This window comes from Erythrobacter sp. BLCC-B19 (assembly GCF_028621955.1).
Classification (GTDB): Bacteria; Pseudomonadota; Alphaproteobacteria; order Sphingomonadales; family Sphingomonadaceae; genus Erythrobacter.
This window is the reverse complement of sequence record NZ_CP117516.1, coordinates 1,531,682-1,548,008: the sequence shown is the minus strand read 5'-3', so window position 1 is coordinate 1,548,008 and position 16,327 is coordinate 1,531,682. Positions and strand designations below refer to the sequence as shown.

At 67.4% G+C, this 16,327-nt stretch carries 17 protein-coding genes; 1 reads left to right on the top strand and 16 read right to left on the bottom strand.

Annotated elements, in window-relative coordinates:
- Nucleotides 1-33 precede the first annotated feature (33 nt).
- Nucleotides 34-3,168: a bifunctional proline dehydrogenase/L-glutamate gamma-semialdehyde dehydrogenase PutA gene (putA, locus tag PS060_RS07260; RefSeq protein ID WP_273986517.1), complete on the bottom strand. Its 3,135-nt coding sequence runs from the start codon at nt 3,166-3,168 to the stop codon at nt 34-36.
- Between the two features lie 159 nt (nt 3,169-3,327).
- Here putA and PS060_RS07255 point away from each other — a divergent pair, with 159 nt between their 5' ends.
- Nucleotides 3,328-3,609 (top strand): YciI family protein, encoded by a 282-nt coding sequence (locus PS060_RS07255; protein WP_086739785.1) that lies wholly within the window; start codon nt 3,328-3,330, stop codon nt 3,607-3,609.
- Between the two features lie 12 nt (nt 3,610-3,621).
- Here PS060_RS07255 and PS060_RS07250 read toward each other — a convergent pair whose 3' ends face one another.
- From PS060_RS07250 to PS060_RS07180, 15 genes are all read right to left on the bottom strand, one after another.
- On the bottom strand, nt 3,622-4,095 hold the full coding sequence (locus PS060_RS07250; RefSeq protein ID WP_273986515.1) for a hypothetical protein: 474 nt from the start codon (nt 4,093-4,095) through the stop codon (nt 3,622-3,624).
- A gap of 59 nt (nt 4,096-4,154) precedes the next feature.
- The gene (locus PS060_RS07245) at nt 4,155-5,105 is read right to left on the bottom strand and encodes a toxic anion resistance protein (RefSeq protein WP_273986514.1); all 951 of its coding nucleotides are present in this window, start codon (nt 5,103-5,105) and stop codon (nt 4,155-4,157) included.
- 14 nt (nt 5,106-5,119) lie between these two features.
- The gene (locus PS060_RS07240) at nt 5,120-6,034 is read right to left on the bottom strand and encodes an HpcH/HpaI aldolase/citrate lyase family protein (protein WP_273986513.1); all 915 of its coding nucleotides are present in this window, start codon (nt 6,032-6,034) and stop codon (nt 5,120-5,122) included.
- A 2-nt stretch (nt 6,035-6,036) separates the two neighbouring features.
- On the bottom strand, nt 6,037-7,110 hold the full coding sequence (locus PS060_RS07235; RefSeq protein ID WP_273986512.1) for a cysteine protease StiP domain-containing protein: 1,074 nt from the start codon (nt 7,108-7,110) through the stop codon (nt 6,037-6,039).
- Between the two features lie 4 nt (nt 7,111-7,114).
- Nucleotides 7,115-7,870 (bottom strand): sucrose-6-phosphate hydrolase, encoded by a 756-nt coding sequence (locus PS060_RS07230; protein ID WP_273986510.1) that lies wholly within the window; start codon nt 7,868-7,870, stop codon nt 7,115-7,117.
- Nucleotides 7,867-9,027, bottom strand: coding sequence for a phosphoribosyltransferase domain-containing protein (locus tag PS060_RS07225; RefSeq protein ID WP_273986509.1), 1,161 nt, complete (start codon nt 9,025-9,027; stop codon nt 7,867-7,869). Before PS060_RS07225 ends, PS060_RS07230 begins: the two co-directional genes overlap by 4 nt.
- The gene (locus tag PS060_RS07220) at nt 9,020-10,171 is read right to left on the bottom strand and encodes a S1C family serine protease (protein ID WP_273986508.1); all 1,152 of its coding nucleotides are present in this window, start codon (nt 10,169-10,171) and stop codon (nt 9,020-9,022) included. The genes PS060_RS07225 and PS060_RS07220 overlap by 8 nt, the downstream gene beginning before the upstream one ends.
- A 12-nt stretch (nt 10,172-10,183) precedes the next feature.
- Complete coding sequence (locus tag PS060_RS07215) at nt 10,184-10,765, bottom strand: TerD family protein (protein ID WP_273986506.1); 582 nt, start codon at nt 10,763-10,765, stop codon at nt 10,184-10,186.
- A 67-nt stretch (nt 10,766-10,832) separates the two neighbouring features.
- On the bottom strand, nt 10,833-11,411 hold the full coding sequence (locus PS060_RS07210; protein ID WP_273986504.1) for a TerD family protein: 579 nt from the start codon (nt 11,409-11,411) through the stop codon (nt 10,833-10,835).
- A 56-nt stretch (nt 11,412-11,467) separates the two neighbouring features.
- Nucleotides 11,468-12,520 (bottom strand): DUF475 domain-containing protein, encoded by a 1,053-nt coding sequence (locus PS060_RS07205; protein ID WP_273986502.1) that lies wholly within the window; start codon nt 12,518-12,520, stop codon nt 11,468-11,470.
- Between the two features lie 43 nt (nt 12,521-12,563).
- Nucleotides 12,564-13,751 carry a TerD family protein gene (locus tag PS060_RS07200; protein WP_273986500.1) on the bottom strand — a complete coding sequence of 396 codons (1,188 nt, stop codon included), beginning with the start codon at nt 13,749-13,751 and terminating at the stop codon, nt 12,564-12,566.
- 64 nt (nt 13,752-13,815) lie between these two features.
- Nucleotides 13,816-14,397 (bottom strand): TerD family protein, encoded by a 582-nt coding sequence (locus tag PS060_RS07195; RefSeq protein WP_273986499.1) that lies wholly within the window; start codon nt 14,395-14,397, stop codon nt 13,816-13,818.
- 146 nt (nt 14,398-14,543) lie between these two features.
- Nucleotides 14,544-14,738, bottom strand: a complete 195-nt coding sequence (locus tag PS060_RS07190; RefSeq protein ID WP_273986498.1) for a hypothetical protein — start codon at nt 14,736-14,738, stop codon at nt 14,544-14,546.
- A 71-nt stretch (nt 14,739-14,809) separates the two neighbouring features.
- Entirely contained in the window at nt 14,810-15,433 is a 624-nt protein-coding gene (locus PS060_RS07185; protein WP_273986877.1) for a MarC family protein, read from the bottom strand.
- Between the two features lie 42 nt (nt 15,434-15,475).
- A complete protein-coding gene (locus tag PS060_RS07180) occupies nt 15,476-16,213 on the bottom strand; it encodes a hypothetical protein (protein ID WP_273986496.1) in 738 nt (245 codons plus the stop codon).
- Nucleotides 16,214-16,327: the final 114 nt, after the last annotated feature.

Genomic DNA, 16,327 nt, shown 5'->3' with positions numbered 1-16,327 from the left:
CGGCAATCTGCGCCCGCCCGCCTGAACCCCGGCTTACCCTGCCGCCAGCAGGCTGGCATTGCCGCCCGCTGCGGTGGTGTCGATGCAGGTGACGCGCTCGGTCGCGAAGCGGGCGAGGTAATGCGGGCCGCCGGCCTTGGGCCCGGTGCCCGACAGGCCTTCGCCGCCAAAGGGCTGGCTTTCCACCACCGCGCCGATCTGGTTGCGGTTGACGTAGAAATTGCCGACCCTGGCGTGCGCCTGCACATAGCGCCGGGTCTCGGCGATGCGGCTGTGGAGGCCGAGGGTGAGGCCGAAACCGGTCGCGTTGATGTCCGCCACCACCTGCGGCAGCTCGCCCGCACGGAAGCGCGCAATGTGCAGGACGGGGCCGAAATGCTCGTCGGTGAGCGCGGCGATCGAGGGGACTTCGATCATCGTCGGCGCGACAAAGCAGCCGTGCTCGGCCTCGGCGGGGAGCGGCAGGCGGGTGACGGGGTAGCCCTTGGCGCGGCAATCGGCGATGTGCGCCTCCAGCCGTTCGCGCGCGGCCGCGTCGATCACCGGGCCGACGTCGGTCGCGAGCGATTGCGGATCACCGATGCGCAGCGCCTCGAACCCGCCGCGGATCATGGCGAGCATGGTATCGGCGACGTCCTCTTGCAGATAGAGCACCCGCAAGGCCGAACAGCGTTGCCCGGCGCTCTGGAAGGCGCTGCCGACGACATCGCGCACCACCTGTTCGGGCAGGGCCGAGCTGTCAACGATCATCGCGTTCTGCCCGCCGGTCTCGGCGATCAGGGTGGCGATCGGGCCGTCGCGCATCGCCAGCGCGCGGTTGATGGCGCGGGCGGTGGCGGTCGATCCGGTGAAGGCGACCCCGGCGCAGCGGGGATCGGCGGTCAGGCCTGCGCCCACCTCGCTGCCGCCGGGGATCAGCTGGAGCACTTCGGGCGGGATGCCGGCCTGATGGCACAGCGTCACCGCCAGCGCGGCGATCAGCGGGGTCTGCGGTGCGGGCTTGACGAGCACGGCGTTGCCCGCCGCGATCCCCGCCGCCGCCATGCCGATGAAGATCGCGAGCGGGAAGTTCCACGGCGCGATGGTGACGAACACCCCGCGTCCATGGAGCGAGAGGCTGTTCTCCTCCCCCGTCGGCCCCGGCAGCATCATCGGCGCGCTGAACTGCCGCCGCGCCTCGGCGGCGTAATAGCGCAGGAAATCGACCGCCTCGCGCAGTTCGAGCACCGAATCGAGCAGCGTCTTGCCCGCCTCGCGCTGGCACAGGCTGAGGAATTCGGCGGTGTGCGCTTCGAACAGGTCGGCGGCGTTTTCCAGCAGCAGCGCGCGCGCCTCGCCGCCCAGCGCGTCCCAGCCGGGCTGGATCGCGGCGGCAGCGCCAAAGGCGTGGTCGATCTCGGCCGGGCTCGCCGCGCGCGCCGTGCCGACCGTGTGGTTGCGGTCTTGCGGCGCGGTGATCGTGGTCACCGGGCCAGCATCGGCCAGCGCGAAGGTCGGCTGCGCGCTCCACGTGGTCTTGGCGAGCGCAGCCAGCCGCTCCATCAGCGGCCCGCGCACCAGCGGATCGGAAAGGTCGATCCCGGCGCTGTTCTGGCGCTTGCCGAAGATCGCCGCAGGCAGCGGGATCGCGGGATTGCGGCGCGGGTTCATCGCCGCAAGTTCCGCCACCGGATCGCCGACCAGCTCTGTGGCCGGAATATCGGCATCGCCCATGCGGTTCACAAAGCTGGTATTGGCCCCGTTTTCGAGCAGGCGGCGCACCAGATAGGCGAGCAGCTCCTTGTGCCCCCCCACCGGCGCGTAAATCCGCACCGGCGTGCGCTGGTTACCCTCGAGCGCGTGGAGCGCATCGTAGACTTCCTCGCCCATGCCGTGCAGGCGCTGGAACTCGAAGGGTTTCCCGGCGGCGAGATGCTTGATCGCACCAATGGTATAGGCGTTGTGGGTCGCGAAAGCCGGGCGGATCACGTCCGAATGCTCGAACAACCGCGCAGCACAGGCGAGGTAGCTGACATCGGTCGCGACCTTGCGGGTGAACACCGGGTAGTCGGTATAGCCGCCCACCTGCGCGAGCTTCACCTCGCTGTCCCAATAGGCGCCCTTGACCAGCCGCACGAACAGCTTGCGCCCATGCCGCCGCGCGAGCTTGCCTGCCCAGTCGCACACCCAGATCCCGCGCTTCTGGTAGGCCTGGATAGCAAGGCCGAAGCCCTCCCACCGCGAGCCATCCGCGCGGCGGAACAGATCGTCGTCGGCGACCAGTTCCTCAATGATGTCCATGCTGAGTTCGAGCCGCTCGGCTTCCTCGGCATCGATGGTGAAGTGGATGTCGGCATCGCGCGCCTTGATGGCGAGATCGCGGATCACCGGGACCATCGCCGCCTTGGCCGCATCGGCGTGGAAGAAATTGTATTTGGGATGGAGCGCCGAAAGCTTCACCGAAATCCCCGGCGATCCGGCCACACCCGCGCCCGCTTCACGCGCCAGCCGCGCCAGCGCGCTTTCATAGGCGAGGCGGTATTTCTCGGCATCATCGAAAGTCATCGCCGCCTCGCCCAGCATATCGAAGCTGTGCGTGATCCCGCGCGCCCGCTCGGGCGCCGCGCGCTTGAGCGCCTCGTCGATGGTGCGGCCAAAGACGAACTGGCCGCCCAAAATCTTCATCGCCTGGCCCGTCGCGGTGCGGATCACCGGCTCGCCCAGCCGGTTCATCGCGCGCTTGAAGGCGCTCCCCAGCCCCTTCTGCCGCGCATCTGGCGGATCGAGCACTTCGCCCGTCAGCATCAGCGAGAAGGTCGCCGCGTTGACGAAGGTGGAACTGCTCTCGCCCAGATGCTCGCCCCAGTCGATCTGGCCGATCTTGTCCTTGATGAGCGCATCCGCCGTCGCCGCATCGGGCACGCGCAGCAGCGCTTCGGCAAGGCACATCAGCGCGATGCCCTCTTCGGTATCGAGGCCATATTGCTGCAGGAACGCATCGATCCCGGAAGCCTTCTTGCCGCGCGCGCCTTCGATCAGTTGCACCGCCAGCGCCGCTGCCTGCGGGTGCACCTTCGCGGCAGGCGCCGCCTGCTCCAGCCGCTCGGCGATGCAGGCTTCCTCATCCTGACGATAGGCGCGGCTGAGGTCGGTGCGGTCAATTGCGGGAGCGGGCGAAAAGTCGGCCATCTGGTTTCACCTGAAACGATTCGAGAGCGGAAAGCGGCCCTCTGAACCTGCCGAGGCTGCGCTTCAAGCGCGCTGTTTGCAACCGCTGTCCTTGACCCGTGCGGCGGCGTGCGGTTAGCCTTGCCGGCGCGACCAACAGGGGCTCATCGGATCATGCGGATGTTCTGCTTTCACTGCCGCGACGGCGAAGACGGCGGCCGCCTGCGCGCGATCCACCGGCCCGCGCATCTCGAATTCGTCCACGCCAATGCCGAGCACTTCGTGATCGTCGGCCCTTTGAAACGCGCCGACGGGCTGATCATCGGATCACTGCTGATCGTGAAGGCCGAAGACGAGGCCGCCGCGCGGGCGATACTGGCGGACGATCCCTACCTCACCGGCGGGGTGTGGCAGCTGATCCGGGTGGACGAGTTTACCCCGCTGCTTGGCGACTGGGCCTAGCGCAACGGCCAATTACCGAAACGGATCGCTGTCGCTGTAACGGCGGCTGATGAAGGCGGCGTTGCTGGAGAAGGCATCGAGATCGTGCTGCGCCAGATTGCGGGCGATCTCGTCGATGCGGCTCTGCATCGTGTCGAGGCTTTCTTCGAGGATGAAGCTCGCCGACTTGCCGGCCTTGCGGAAGATTTCCGCACGGTGGGCGGGCGGGATGTCGATGTAGCTCTTTACCAGCTTGGGCAGGTGTTCATCGCGCATCAGCTCGATCTCGGTGCGGCTGACAGCCTGCACCTGTTCGCGGTCCATCATTGCCTCGACTTCGGTCAGGCTGGCGAGGATGCCGCGGATCTTGCCCTTGGCGCCATCGGGGATGCGGTCGTCGTTATAGTCGAAGGCAGGCCCACGCGCAGGCGACGGCGCGGCGGAGGCCGGGGGGCCTTCCGGATCGGGCGCGGCAAACATCTTCCTGAGCGAATCGAACAGACCCACGGCGCGTAACGGCTCCCCTGACCGGAAATCGGCCCGGCGCGGCTGTCTTAGACCGGGATTCAGCGCGGCGAAAGACCGCTGATCGCCGCGCGCTCGCCATCGAGCCGGTCGAGCGCATCGGTCAAGCGCACGAAGGCCTCCTGCAAGGCGGCGGCGCTGGCGTCGGTGGGGACGGGTGCATCCTCGGTGATGAGGTTGCTCGCCGCGCGGTTGAGGCTCGCGATCCGGTCAAGCACCAGCTCCTGCTGCGCCAAGGTGCGCGCGGCGGCGATGGCGGTGCGCAGCACCTGCACCATCATCGCGGTGGTCTGCTCGATGGCTTCGACGAGGCGCGCATTGGTTTCGGTCACGACCGCGCGCACCGCCACCGCCTGCTGCGCCAAGGCCTGCGCCTCGGCGATGTCGCGCTGGCGGGTGCGCACGACATGGAGCGCGTCCGATTGCAGCCGCCGCGCTGTCATCGGCTCGCGCGCCGCGAGCGCCTCGGCCCGCGCGGCGAGGGTGAGGGCGACCTCCTCGGCAAACAGCGCGTGTTCGGCCAGCGCCGCAAGCGGCGCGGCCAGGCCCGCCCGCTCGGTCGCCAGCGCGGTATTGGCGCGCAGCAGGGCGTCGCGTTCGCGGGTGAGGCTGGCGAGCGCCTCCTCGATCTGGCCCTGCGCGGCCAGGTAGCGGCGGAAATAGGCCGCCGGGTCAGGCTTGGCGGCGAACAGGCCGAAGCGCTTGCCCCCGCCGGACAGATTGCCCTCGCGCAAGGGCGCAAGGCTCTCGGCCAGCGCGCGCAGGGCGGCGATGGCGCGGGCGATGGCCTCGGTCTTGGGCGGAGCGACCGGGGCGAGGCTCGCTGCCTGCCGCGCGGCGAGGCTGGTGATCGCGTCGCGCCCGAGCGCCTCGATGCCTTCGAGCTTGTGATCGAAGGCGGGGCTCAAGGGCTCGATCAACAGCAGCTCGGCGACGAATTTCATCGCCTGCCCGGCCAGTTCGGCGTGGCGGCGTTTGGTGATCGCGGTCACGGCAAGCGGCGGCGTCAGGCAGCCCGGGTGGGCTTGCGTGGGCGGCCGGGCGCTGTCTCCGCAACGCCATGCACCGCAACCCGATCCAGCACGCCCGCCGCCCAGCGAGCATGGGTCGTCGGCTCGCACATACTGCCCGCGTGCCCGAACACCGCGCGGGCCTCGCGCGCAAGGATCGCGCGGGCTTCCTCGACCTCGCTCGCCAGTGGGCGCAGCGCTTCGTGGATGATCGCGACCTGCGAGGGGTGGATCGCGGTCTTGGTGAGCAGGCCATGCTCCAGATCGCGCGCGACTTCCTCGCGCAGCAGGTCGGTCTGGGCGTAGTGTTCGAACACCGGGGCCGAGAGCGCGAGCCCCTCGGGCAGGAAGACGCTGGCCATGGTCGCAATCGCGAGGCCCAGAGGCCCGTCATAGGCGGTGCGGTGGCGCGAGCGGCGCACGCCGAGCAGGTTGAGGATGTCGTTCCCGCCGATCCTGACCGCATGGACGCGCTCGCCCAGCGGGGCGAGGGTGCCAGCCATCTGCATCAGTGCCGCGCGGTCGAAGGCCTCGGCGCTTTCGATGGTGGGCATGATCCCGTGTTCGGGCCGCTCCAGCCGCGCCAGCCAACCGGCAATATTGGCGGTGGTGATCTTGGGCAGGACAAATCCCGCCAAGCGCTCGATCCCCGGATGCGTCTGCATCCAGCTGAGCATTGCGGGATTGCGCGGCCGGGCATAGGCGATCAGGCGCGGCGGCGCGGCCTCCAGCATCCGCAGGATCGCGCCAAACACCGCCTGCGCCGCACCGACGTCAGCCTCGTGGAGCGAATCCTCAAGGCAGATCACCACCGAGCGCAAATCAGGATTGGCCCCGGCCAGCACGTCCGCGAGGCGCGGGTGCTGCACCGGGATATAGAGCGTCGCGCCCAGTTCGACCGCTTTGGTCATGCTCAGTCTCCTGCTTTCGCAATCAGTGTTACGGCGCGGTAGTTACCAAGTTCCCGTTCGAGGACGCTGACGTCAACTTGTGCGGCAAGGTGCAACAAATGCGCCACTTCCGGGTCAGTCCGATCGGCCACGAACACCGCTTGCGGAACCCGGCGCAGCACCGCGCGGGTGGCCTCGGCGATGCCGGGCTTGATGCGGTTGAGATTGGTGACGGCAAATTCGGCCATCACCCCCTCGACCAGCGCGGTGCAGGCGGCGTTGTCGGCGGGAGCCTGCGCGGCGCTCCAGCCGGGATGGGCCGCACCGTCCGGCAGGCGCGCCGCCTCGACCGCATCGACAAAGGCGCGCGACTGGTCGGCGTCGGCGTGTTCGGCAAGGATGCGGCAGGCGTGGAACTCGCCCGCGCCCACCAGCGCATCGGACAGCACCGAGCGGCTGACCAGCCCCGAGACGATCCCGCCGAGGATGCCCGAGGGGATGAGATAGTCCTGCGCGGTGGCGGCAAGGCTGGCGCAGCCGGCCGGATCGGCGATGACCGCGAGGAAGGGGGCAAAGCCGGTCGCGCCATCGCCAAGGCTCGCGTGCAACTCCCCGGTGATCGCGCCCTTGCCCGTCCAGCCATCGACGAACACGGCATCAGCGGTGCCCCGCGCAGCGGCAATGTGGGCGAGCGCCACCCGGTCGATCCCCCGGCCCCGGATGATGCTGATCGAATAATGCGCGGTATCGATCCCGCGCCGCACCAGCGCGCGGCGCAGCAGCACGCCAATGGGCGTCCCCGCGCGGGCGAGCGAGATCAGGGTGCAGCTTCGCGCCGTAGCGGGGCGCGCAGCGATGGCATCGGCCAGCGTTTCGACATCCGCCCGCAGCCGCCCGCCATTGCGCGCCAGCGCGGCGCGGTAGAGTTCGAAATAGCGCGCATCAGGCAGGCGTTCCTCCGACAGCATTTCCGAATAATGCCGCGCGCCCGACTGGATCAGCGCCTCCTTCTGAGCCACGTCGGTCAGCGCGACCTCTGCGGGCTTGAGAAGGAAGGTCACATCCTCAGGCGCATAGGAGCCGGAAAAACCGCGCATCGCCTCAGTCGACCCAATCGTGCCCGGCGGCGATGTGGTGCTGCCACAGCTGCGCGGCGGTGGGGATCATCGCCATGTCGGCGAGGTCGAGAAAGCCGACATCCGACCAGCTGTCGCCGATCCCGATAACCAGCCGCTCCGGCGTGTCGCGGCGGACGCTTTGGAGGAAATACCGCACCGCCGCGCGCTTGCTCAGCCAGGGGGGCAGGAAGGCGAGGTTGTTGCCGTTGGCATGGATGCGCCAGCCTTGGGGCAGGCTCACGCGCAAGGTGTCGGTCAGCGCGGTCAGAGCGGGAACATCGCCGTGGTTCGATTTGATGACGATGTAGAGATCGAGCCCGTCCTCGCTCACCAGCCAGTAGCGGAAAGCGGCGGCGTCCAGTCCATCGGTCAGTGCCGGATAGAGCGCGGCAGGGGCTTCGCCGCTGCGGGCTTCGGCGGTGAGAAGGTCGTGCCACACGCGGTCAGGCTGCCCGTCGGCGGTGAGGATGCAGCCGCCATTGGCGCAGATCGCCGGAGCCTGCGCGATATCGACCCGCGCCAGCACCTCGCGGGCGCGGGCGGTGACGGGCACCAGCTCGCCCTCGCCCAGCCATGCCAGCAGCGCCTGCTGCGGCGGAGTGGCATAGCCGCTGGGGGTGCCATCGGCGAGACGGCTCATCAGCTTGAGGTCGCCTTCGGGCCAGTCCCCGCATTTGGGGCGGGTCTGGAACAGGCTGTCGTCGAGGTCGGCGAGAATGAGGGGGCGCGGCGCGGTCATGCGCCCTCGCCATAGCGGCACAGCAGTGTCTCGACCATGACAGCCGCGCCCGCTTCGGCGAGCCAGCGGCGCAGTTCGTCGGCCTGCGCGCCTGCGACTTCGGCGGCGATCACGATGCGATCCGGACGGTGGGCGAGGAGGTTGTAGACATGGCACGCCGCGCCCGATCCATAGGCGTCCGCCAGCGTGGTGACGCTTTGCATCGCGTGGCCGAGCATGGCGGGGGTGCGGGTGATCGATTGCACCGCCGCGATGCCCCCTTGCGCCGCGATCTCCTCGGCGATCCGCAAGGCTTCATAGGCGTGCTCGCCATCGCCGAGCACCAGCACCCGCTCCCCCGGCGCGGCGGTGACGGGGGCGCGGGTGGCGGCTTCGGGTTCGAGCAGCCCGGTGCGGCTGCGCATCCCCGATGCGGGCGCGGTGCCGTGACGGTTGGCGGTGGCGGCGAGGGTGGCGGCGGCCTGACCTGCGCCGGGCGTCCAGTGGAGTGTGCCCGCGATCAGCGAATGGGCGCTGGCAGGGCGCGGCATCCGCGGCAGGAACGCCCCGCCGCTCCAATCGGTAAGGCTGGCAACCGCGACAGTCTCAACGCCCGGCAGCGCGGCGACCAGCGCATCGGCGGCTTCGACAAAGGTGCTGCCGGTGCTGCATTCGTCGTCGATGATGACAAGGCTGCGCACGGCGGGCAGCAGTGCCTCGATTGCGCCCGCCACCTGCACCATGTGGCTGGCGGCGTGGCTGTGGCCTTCCTCGAAGCGGCACAACACCCGCGCGCCCTGCACCGTCTGGCGGCTCGACTGGACATAGGCGCTGGCGACAGCTGGAACCCGCGACCGCCATGCCGCCCACACCGTCTGCGCCAGACCTGTCGCGGTTTCGGCCATCCCGCAGAACAGGACGGGGGCGGGAAGATCGGCGGGAATCTGGGCGGCGAGCCCATCGGCAGCGGCCCGCAACGCGTGCGGCGCGGTCGGCAAATGGCGGCCGAGCACCTTCGAGACGATCAGGAACCCGCGCTTGGGATTGGCCCGCGCGGCGAAATCGCAAAGTTCACCAACCTGCTGCGGTGCGACTCCTGAGAGGGTCAGCCGCCCGGTCGGCAGATCGACTGCCATGCTGTGCTGCGGCGCCGCCGGAGCGGCTCGGGGTTCACGCATGGACGAGGATGCTGACCACCGCATTGCGCGCCCGGGCGACGACATTGCGGCGCAGATTGTCGGTCGCAATCGGCAGGGGCGGCAGATCGGCCCCGGCAGCGGCGGCCATTTCGAACACCAGCGCGGCGCGGATGCCGAAATTGACGTTCTCCGAAATCGACCCGCGTTCGCGCATATTCTGGTGCGCAAGGCTAGCCGAGGTGATGCCGACCAGATTGCCACATTCGTCGATGATCGCCCCGCCCGACGATCCTGAACCAATGGGCGCGCTGAACTGGAAGCGCGACACATCGCCGCCACCCCCCGTCAGCCCCGAGACATTGCCGGTGGTCACCTTGAGATCGGCCCCCAGCACGTCGATCAGCGGGAAGCCTGCCGCCATCACGTCTTCGCCAAGGAACAGCGGCGATCCGATCCGCAGCGGCAGCGGGCTGCCGTGGGTCGTGCAGCGCAGCAGCGCCAGATCATGCTGAACATCCACCGCCAGCGGCACGGCAACATCGCGCGCGCGGCCGATTTCGAAGCGCTGGCCGTCCTCGATCACATGGGCATTGGTGACGATGATGTCGGGCGCGATCAGCACCCCGCTGCCGCTGCCCAGCAATTGCCCCGGCACCGGCGCCGGACGACCCGACCCGCGCCCGTCAGGATGCGGAACGGGGCCGTTGCCGGGCAAGGGCACCCCCGGCGTGTTGCGGAACGGCACCTCCACCGGGCCAAGATTGCGCGCTCGGACATAGGCATCGATCCCGAAGGTGAAGCCCTCGTTCGACAGCTTCATCCGCCGCTCGCCATTGCGGGTATAGACTTCCGCGAGGATCACCGCGGCAAGCTGTTCGGTCGGCTCGGGCATCTGCCAGGTGGTGCCGTCGACCTCGACTGCGATCGGGTAGGCGTGATTGGTAAATCCGCCGTGGCGATCATCCATCACATAGGCGACGATCTCGAAATCGCCCTCCAGCTCGGCCATGCCATCCATGAACCAGTGCTGCGGGTCGATCTGTTCGAAGGCGAGCACGCGTCCGCCGCCAGCCTGACTGATCGCGGCAATCGCGATGCGCTGCCCTTCGCTCCCGCGCAAGGTGATGCGGCAATCGGCCTTGGGGCTGATTGGCACACGCTGTCCGGGCTGGGCGGGCTGCATCGCCTTGCCGCCTTAGCCGATGTTGACGCCCATCGCGCCCGCCAGACCCGCAAGCCCGCTGCGCCAGCCTTCACCGATCGCCTTGACCTTGATGTCGCCCTGAGGGCCGCGATAGAGCTCGACGAAGATCATCGCGACATTCATCGAAGCGTCTTCCGACAGGTCGTAACGCGCCAGTTCCTTGCCGTCGGCCTGATTGACCACGCGCGCAAAGGCGTTCTGCACCGAACCGAAGTTCTGGCCGTTGATCTCGCCTTCATGGATGGTGACAGCGATCACCACCTTCTTGGCCTGCGGGGTCAGCTTGCCGAAATCGATCAGGATCGTCTCGTCATCGCCCGCGCCTTCGCCGGTGCGGTTGTCGCCGCTATAGACCACCGCGCCATCGGGCGAGGTCTTGTTGTTGTAGAAGATGAAATGCGCGTCCGAGAGAACCTTGTCGTTCTCCCCCACCACAAACGCCGAGGCGTCGAGATCGAAGGCCGCGCCATCGGTGCGCCGCACGTCCCAGCCGAGGCCGACCGTGACCGCGTTGAGGCCCGGTGCTTCCTTCGAGAGCGAGACATTGCCGCCCTTGCTGAGCGAAACTGCCATTGTGTGTGCTTCCCTGTAGTTGGCGGCGCGCAGGGCCGGTGTTGCCGCCCCTGCGCGCCTTGCCCGATTAGCCGACGTTGACGCCGAAGTGCCCGGCGAGCGGGCCGAGACCGCCCTTGAAGCCTTGCCCGACCGCGCGGAACTTCCACTCGGCACCATGGCGATAGACTTCGCCGAGGATCATCGCGGTTTCGACCGAGGCATCTTCCGACAGGTCGAAGCGCACGACTTCGTTGTTGTTGCTGGCATCGACGAGACGGATGAAGGCGTTCGACACCTGGCCGAAGGTCTGGCCGTTCTGGTCGCCATTGTGGATCGTCACCACCACCGCGACCTTGTCGACATCGGCGGGCAGCCTCGAGAGGGTGATCTCGATCTGCTCGTCATCGCCGTCGCCTTCGCCGGTGCGGTTGTCGCCCTGGTGGACGACCGCGCCGTCGGCGACCTTCATGTTGTTGTAGAAGCAGAAGTCCATGTCGGAGCGGACCTTGCCGCCCGCACCGCAGACGAAGGCCGACGCGTCGAGGTCGAAATCCTGACCATCGGTGGCGCGCACGTCCCAGCCCATGCCGACCATGATCCGGTCAAGCCCGGGCGCTTCCTTCGAGAGGCTGACATTGCCCCCCTTCGACAGCGAGATAGCCATAATTCGTCTCCTTTACCCAAGTCTGACGGCGCGGGTGGCCGCCGGTTCTGAAAGCCTTACGCCAGCGCATCCTCCGGCTCGCCGTCCGGATTGGCCTTGTTCCAGCGAACCGAAGACCAGAAGGCGAGCCCGATCAGCACCGCCCCGATCAGGCCGGTGATGACTTCGGAAATGTGCATGAAGGTGTTGAGGTACATGATCACCGCGAGCGCGAGGATCGCATAGAATGCGCCGTGCTCGAGGTAGCGGTATTCGCTCATGGTGCCCTTCTTGACGAGGAAGATCGTCATCGAGCGCACGAACATCGCGCCGATGCCAAGGCCGATGGCGATGATGATGAGGTTGTTGGTGAGCGCGAAGGCCCCGATCACCCCGTCGAAGCTGAAGCTCGCATCGAGCACTTCGAGATAGAGGAACGCCCCAAAGCCCGCCTTGGCGACATCGCCGGTCGAGGGCGTGGGGGGTTCGAGCACGTGGTTGACCACTTCGACCGCGAGATAGGTCAGCAGCCCGGCGATGGCGGCGGTTAAGAAGGTCAGCGCCTCTTCACCCGGCAGCACGGTCGACACCGCCCAGGTGCCCGCGAGCACGAGGCCGATGGACACCGCCTCGATATCGGCGACCTTCGCCAGCGGGCGTTCGATGGCGGCGATCCAGTCCACTTCCTTGTCGCTGTCGAAGAAGTAGTTCAGGCCGACCATCCCGAGGAACGCCCCGCCAAAGCCCATCAGGCCGACATGCGCGCCTTCCACGATGGTCTGGTATTCCTTGGGCGAATTGAGCGCGAGGTTGAGCGCTTCGACCGGCCCGATCTTCGCCGCGACCATCACGATCACCAGCGGGAAGACGATCCGCATCCCGAACACCGCAATCGCGATCCCCCAGGTGAGGAATCGCTGCTGCCAGACCGGGTCCATGTCCTTCAGGACCGAGGCGTTGACCGCGGCGTTATCGAACGACAGCGAGACTTCCAGCACCGCCAGAACGGCGCAGATCCACACCATCGACAGCACGCCATCGACCGTGCCGGTCAGCGCCCAGCCATACCATCCGCCCAGCGCAAGGCCTACCGCGGTAAACAGCAGCGAGCCGCCAAAATGCTTGAACATTGAATCAGATCCCCTTGGCCGCGTGATACGGCCGTCTTGTTGCTTAGTCCTTACTGCCGCGCTGCCATTGCAGATAGACGCCAATATCCTCGGCGAACGGTTTCTGGCTCTGGTAGAAGCGCATCAACCGGCTCATCTTCAATTCGCCGCCGACATTGTCGATCACCGCGATCCCGCACAGGCGTTCGCGGCTGTTCACCTCGTCCATGCGGACTTCGATTTCGGGCTGGCCGGGAATGTTGAGGCGCACCACGCCATCGGTCTCGGCCCAGTTGGGCGCACCTTCATAGATCAGCGCGAACACGCCGATGCGGCGGATGTAATCGAAATACTGGCCGTTGACGCGGATCGTCTCACCCGCCGCGACCGCGCCGGTGCGGTCATCGCCCGACAGTTCGATGAAGGGCGGCTGGTGATACGAGCCGAAGCTGCGGCCCAGCGCCTGGATGCAGCCTGCGCCCATGCCGTCGGCCATCTCGAAGATCACGCCAAGATCGAGATCAAGCTGCTGCTTGCCGCCGAAGAAGCCCTTCTTCTGAGTGCGCGCCGTCCAGTTCAAGTTGAGCACGATCTCGCCGAAGGTGTTGCCCTGCTTCTTGAGGCTGACCGAGGAATTGCCCTTGTCGAGGCTGATCTTCTTGAGGCTCACCGGCGCGGCGGGCGGCGGCGGGGGTGGAGGAGGAGGCGGCGGAGGTGCCGGAGGGGGCGGCGGCGGAGCGGGGGCCGGGGCAGGTTCATCCACCTCGCCGCCGAAATGCCCGATCAGCGCGGCCAGACCGCCCGCGAACCCTGCGGCAATCGTCCCGATCTTCCAGCCCGAGGAATGGCGATAGACTTCCGCCAGCATCACCGCCTTTTCGTTGGTGAGCGCGGCGGCGGCATCGAAGCTCGCCTTGCCGCCATCGAGCGTCACCGTCAGCGGGCGGCTTTCACCCACGGCGCGGGTATCATGCGTCGCGGTGAAGACGATGCGGTCGATGCTCGCGGGCAGGCGGTCGAGATCGAGGGTGAAGCTCGCCGAATTGCCGCTCGTCGCCATGCGCACCTCGCCGCCCGGCGTGGCAGGGTTGGAGAACAGCACGACATAGCGGTCATCGCCGATCTTCTGCCCGGGTTCGAGCCCGAAGGCGGCAATGTCGATCCCGTCCATCCCGAAATCGACCTTGACCTCGCACTGCGGGCCAACGCCCAGATCGGCGAGAGAGCGCTTTTCTCCGCGTTGCAACTGCATGGGCTGTGCTCCAGCTGGTAGGAAATGAGACGGGGGCGTGCGCGGCGGTGCGCAGCCCGCCGGATTACAGGATCGCGCGCGCCGGGGCGGTCAGATCGTGGACGGTGCGGCCGCCGGTGCGCTCGCCAATCGCCTTGAAATCCCACTGCCCGCCATTGCGGGTGAGGCTGGCAAGGATGATCCCGGTGTGGGGGCCAGCGTCGGAAATGACGAACTTGGCCATTTCCTGCCCGCTGCGATTGTCGACCACCCGCGCAAAGGCATTGGCGACCTTGTCGAAGGTCTGCCCGCGAAAGCTGTTCACGGTAAGGACGATATATTCGACCTTGGGATCGAGCTTGTCGAGCTGGATCGCGATGCTCTCGTCATCGCCGTCGCCTTCGCCGGTCAGGTTGTCGCCGCTGTGGCGGATCGTGCCGGCGGCGTTGGTCAGCTTGCCGAACCACACCTGTTCGAGCACCGCCTTGTCGGCATCGAAGGTGATGCACGAGGCGTCGAGATCAATATCCCCGCCCCCGCCGAACAATCCGCCGAAAAAGCCGCCCTTGGCGACATCCCAGCCCACGCCGAGGGTGATCCTTTCCAGTCCGTGCTTGGCCTCCTTCGCGAGGCTGACCGACTGGCTCTTCTGAAGCGAAATTCCCACTGATCCCCCGCGTAAAAGCGCAATGTGTCCCGAAACGGGATATCCCCTAAGGCCGTGAGGGTGTCAACCCTGCGCCCGAGGGGGTTGCAAGTGACTTACGGCTGATTTCATTACGGTTTTATTAAGGTTGCCAGCGCCGAATGCGATCAGCCGATGCTCTTGATCTTGCGGCCGGAATGGCCGGTGATGCGGTCGAGCGCGTCGTTCATCGACCGCGATGTGCCGATCAATTCGCCAGAGCCCCACACCTCGTCCTTGTAGACCTTGAAGACGCCCCCGACCTCGTCGACGCGGTAAAGGTTCCTGCCCCCGCCTTCGACCACAACCCTGGTTTTCGTCATGTCTTTCTCCCCCGCCATCCGGCGCGGGCAAGATTATGGCGGGCGATTGGCGAGTCAATCGGCCGGCGCGATCAGAGCCCGAAGCTGCCCTTCAGCCCATCGATCACATATTGCGCCGCCAGCGCCGCCAGCAGCACGCCGAGCAGCCGCGTGATCACCGCCTCGACCTTGTCGCCCAGCAGCCGGATCAGCGGGCCTGCCGCCACCAGCGCCGCCGCCGTGATCGCCAGCACCGCACCCAGCGCGGCGAGGATCTGGCCCTTCTCGGCCCAATCATCCGCCTCGTTCATCAGCAGCATCACCGCCGCGATCGCGCCCGGCCCGGCCAGCATCGGCATTGCCATCGGGAAGACCGAGACATCCTCGATCTCGGGCGTGGCGGCGACCTTCTCGGCGCGCTGCTCGCGGCGCTCGGTGCGCTTTTCGAACACCATGTCGAAGGCAATGAAGAACAGCATCAGCCCGCCCGCGATGCGGAAGGAATTGAGCTCGATATGCAGCGCGCCCAGCAGTTCCTGCCCGAACAGCGCGAAGATGAGCAGGATGATGCTCGCGATCATCGTCGCGCGCAAAGCCATGCTGCGGGCCTGCGCCGCGCTCGCGCCCTTGGTCAGCCCGGCATAGATCGGCGCGCACCCCGGCGGGTCGATCACCACGAACAGGGTGACGAAGGCGGAAAGGAAGAGTTCTGTCAGCACCATGGTTTCGCTTCAGGCCGGGCGGGCAAGCCCCTCCCATCAATCGCCGGTTGGCACAAGGCTTTGTTCGATCCCGGTCAGCCAGCGGCCCTGATAGTAGTAATCCGCCGCAGTATAGCGCGTGCCGTCCGCCCGGTGTTCCCAGCGCCAGCGCAGCGTGCCATCCTTCGACAGCTTGGCGTCGGTCTTGCCGTCCTCGCCAATCGGGATCGCGGGCGGCGGCGGGATGCTGCCCGGCCCGCCGCGCGGACAGGTCGCGACCAGACCCTGCACCGCATCGATGGCGGTGACGACATAGTCGCCGTCCTCGACCACCTTCCTGGGGGCGGGCTGGGGCACATCATCGCCTCCGGCATCGTAGATATACTTGTAGCTGCCGTCGGCCTGACGTTCCCACACGGTCACGAAATTGCCGACCTTGCCTTGCGGATCGCGATAGCGCCCCTGGCTGACCGCAGTGGCGCCGTCGCAGCTCATCACCACGGTGCGCGCGTCCCATTGGACGGCCTCAGGCGGGTCTTTCTGGGTGGCGAGCCAGGGCTCGATCGCAAACGGCCCCTTGCCCCCGTGGAGCAGCGCGCCGGGAGCGGCGAACAGGCGGAAAGCGGTCCACTGCCCGCGCTCCTTCGCCGCGCGCGAGAAGGCGATTTCTGCCGCGACGATGGTGCTGGGCTGCGCAGCGCCCGGCGCGGTTTCGAGCGCACGGCCGATCTGCGCCATCTGCCGCTTGTTCGGCTTGGGCGGCCCGCCCTGCCCGGCACAGGCAGCGAGGGTCAAGGGGATTGCAAGGGCAAGAACCAAGGCCAAACGCCGCATATCAACCTCCGTTCGGGCTGAGCTTGTCGAAGCCCCGCTTTTCCTTTTCGCGTCCAACCTGAAGAAAAAGCAGCC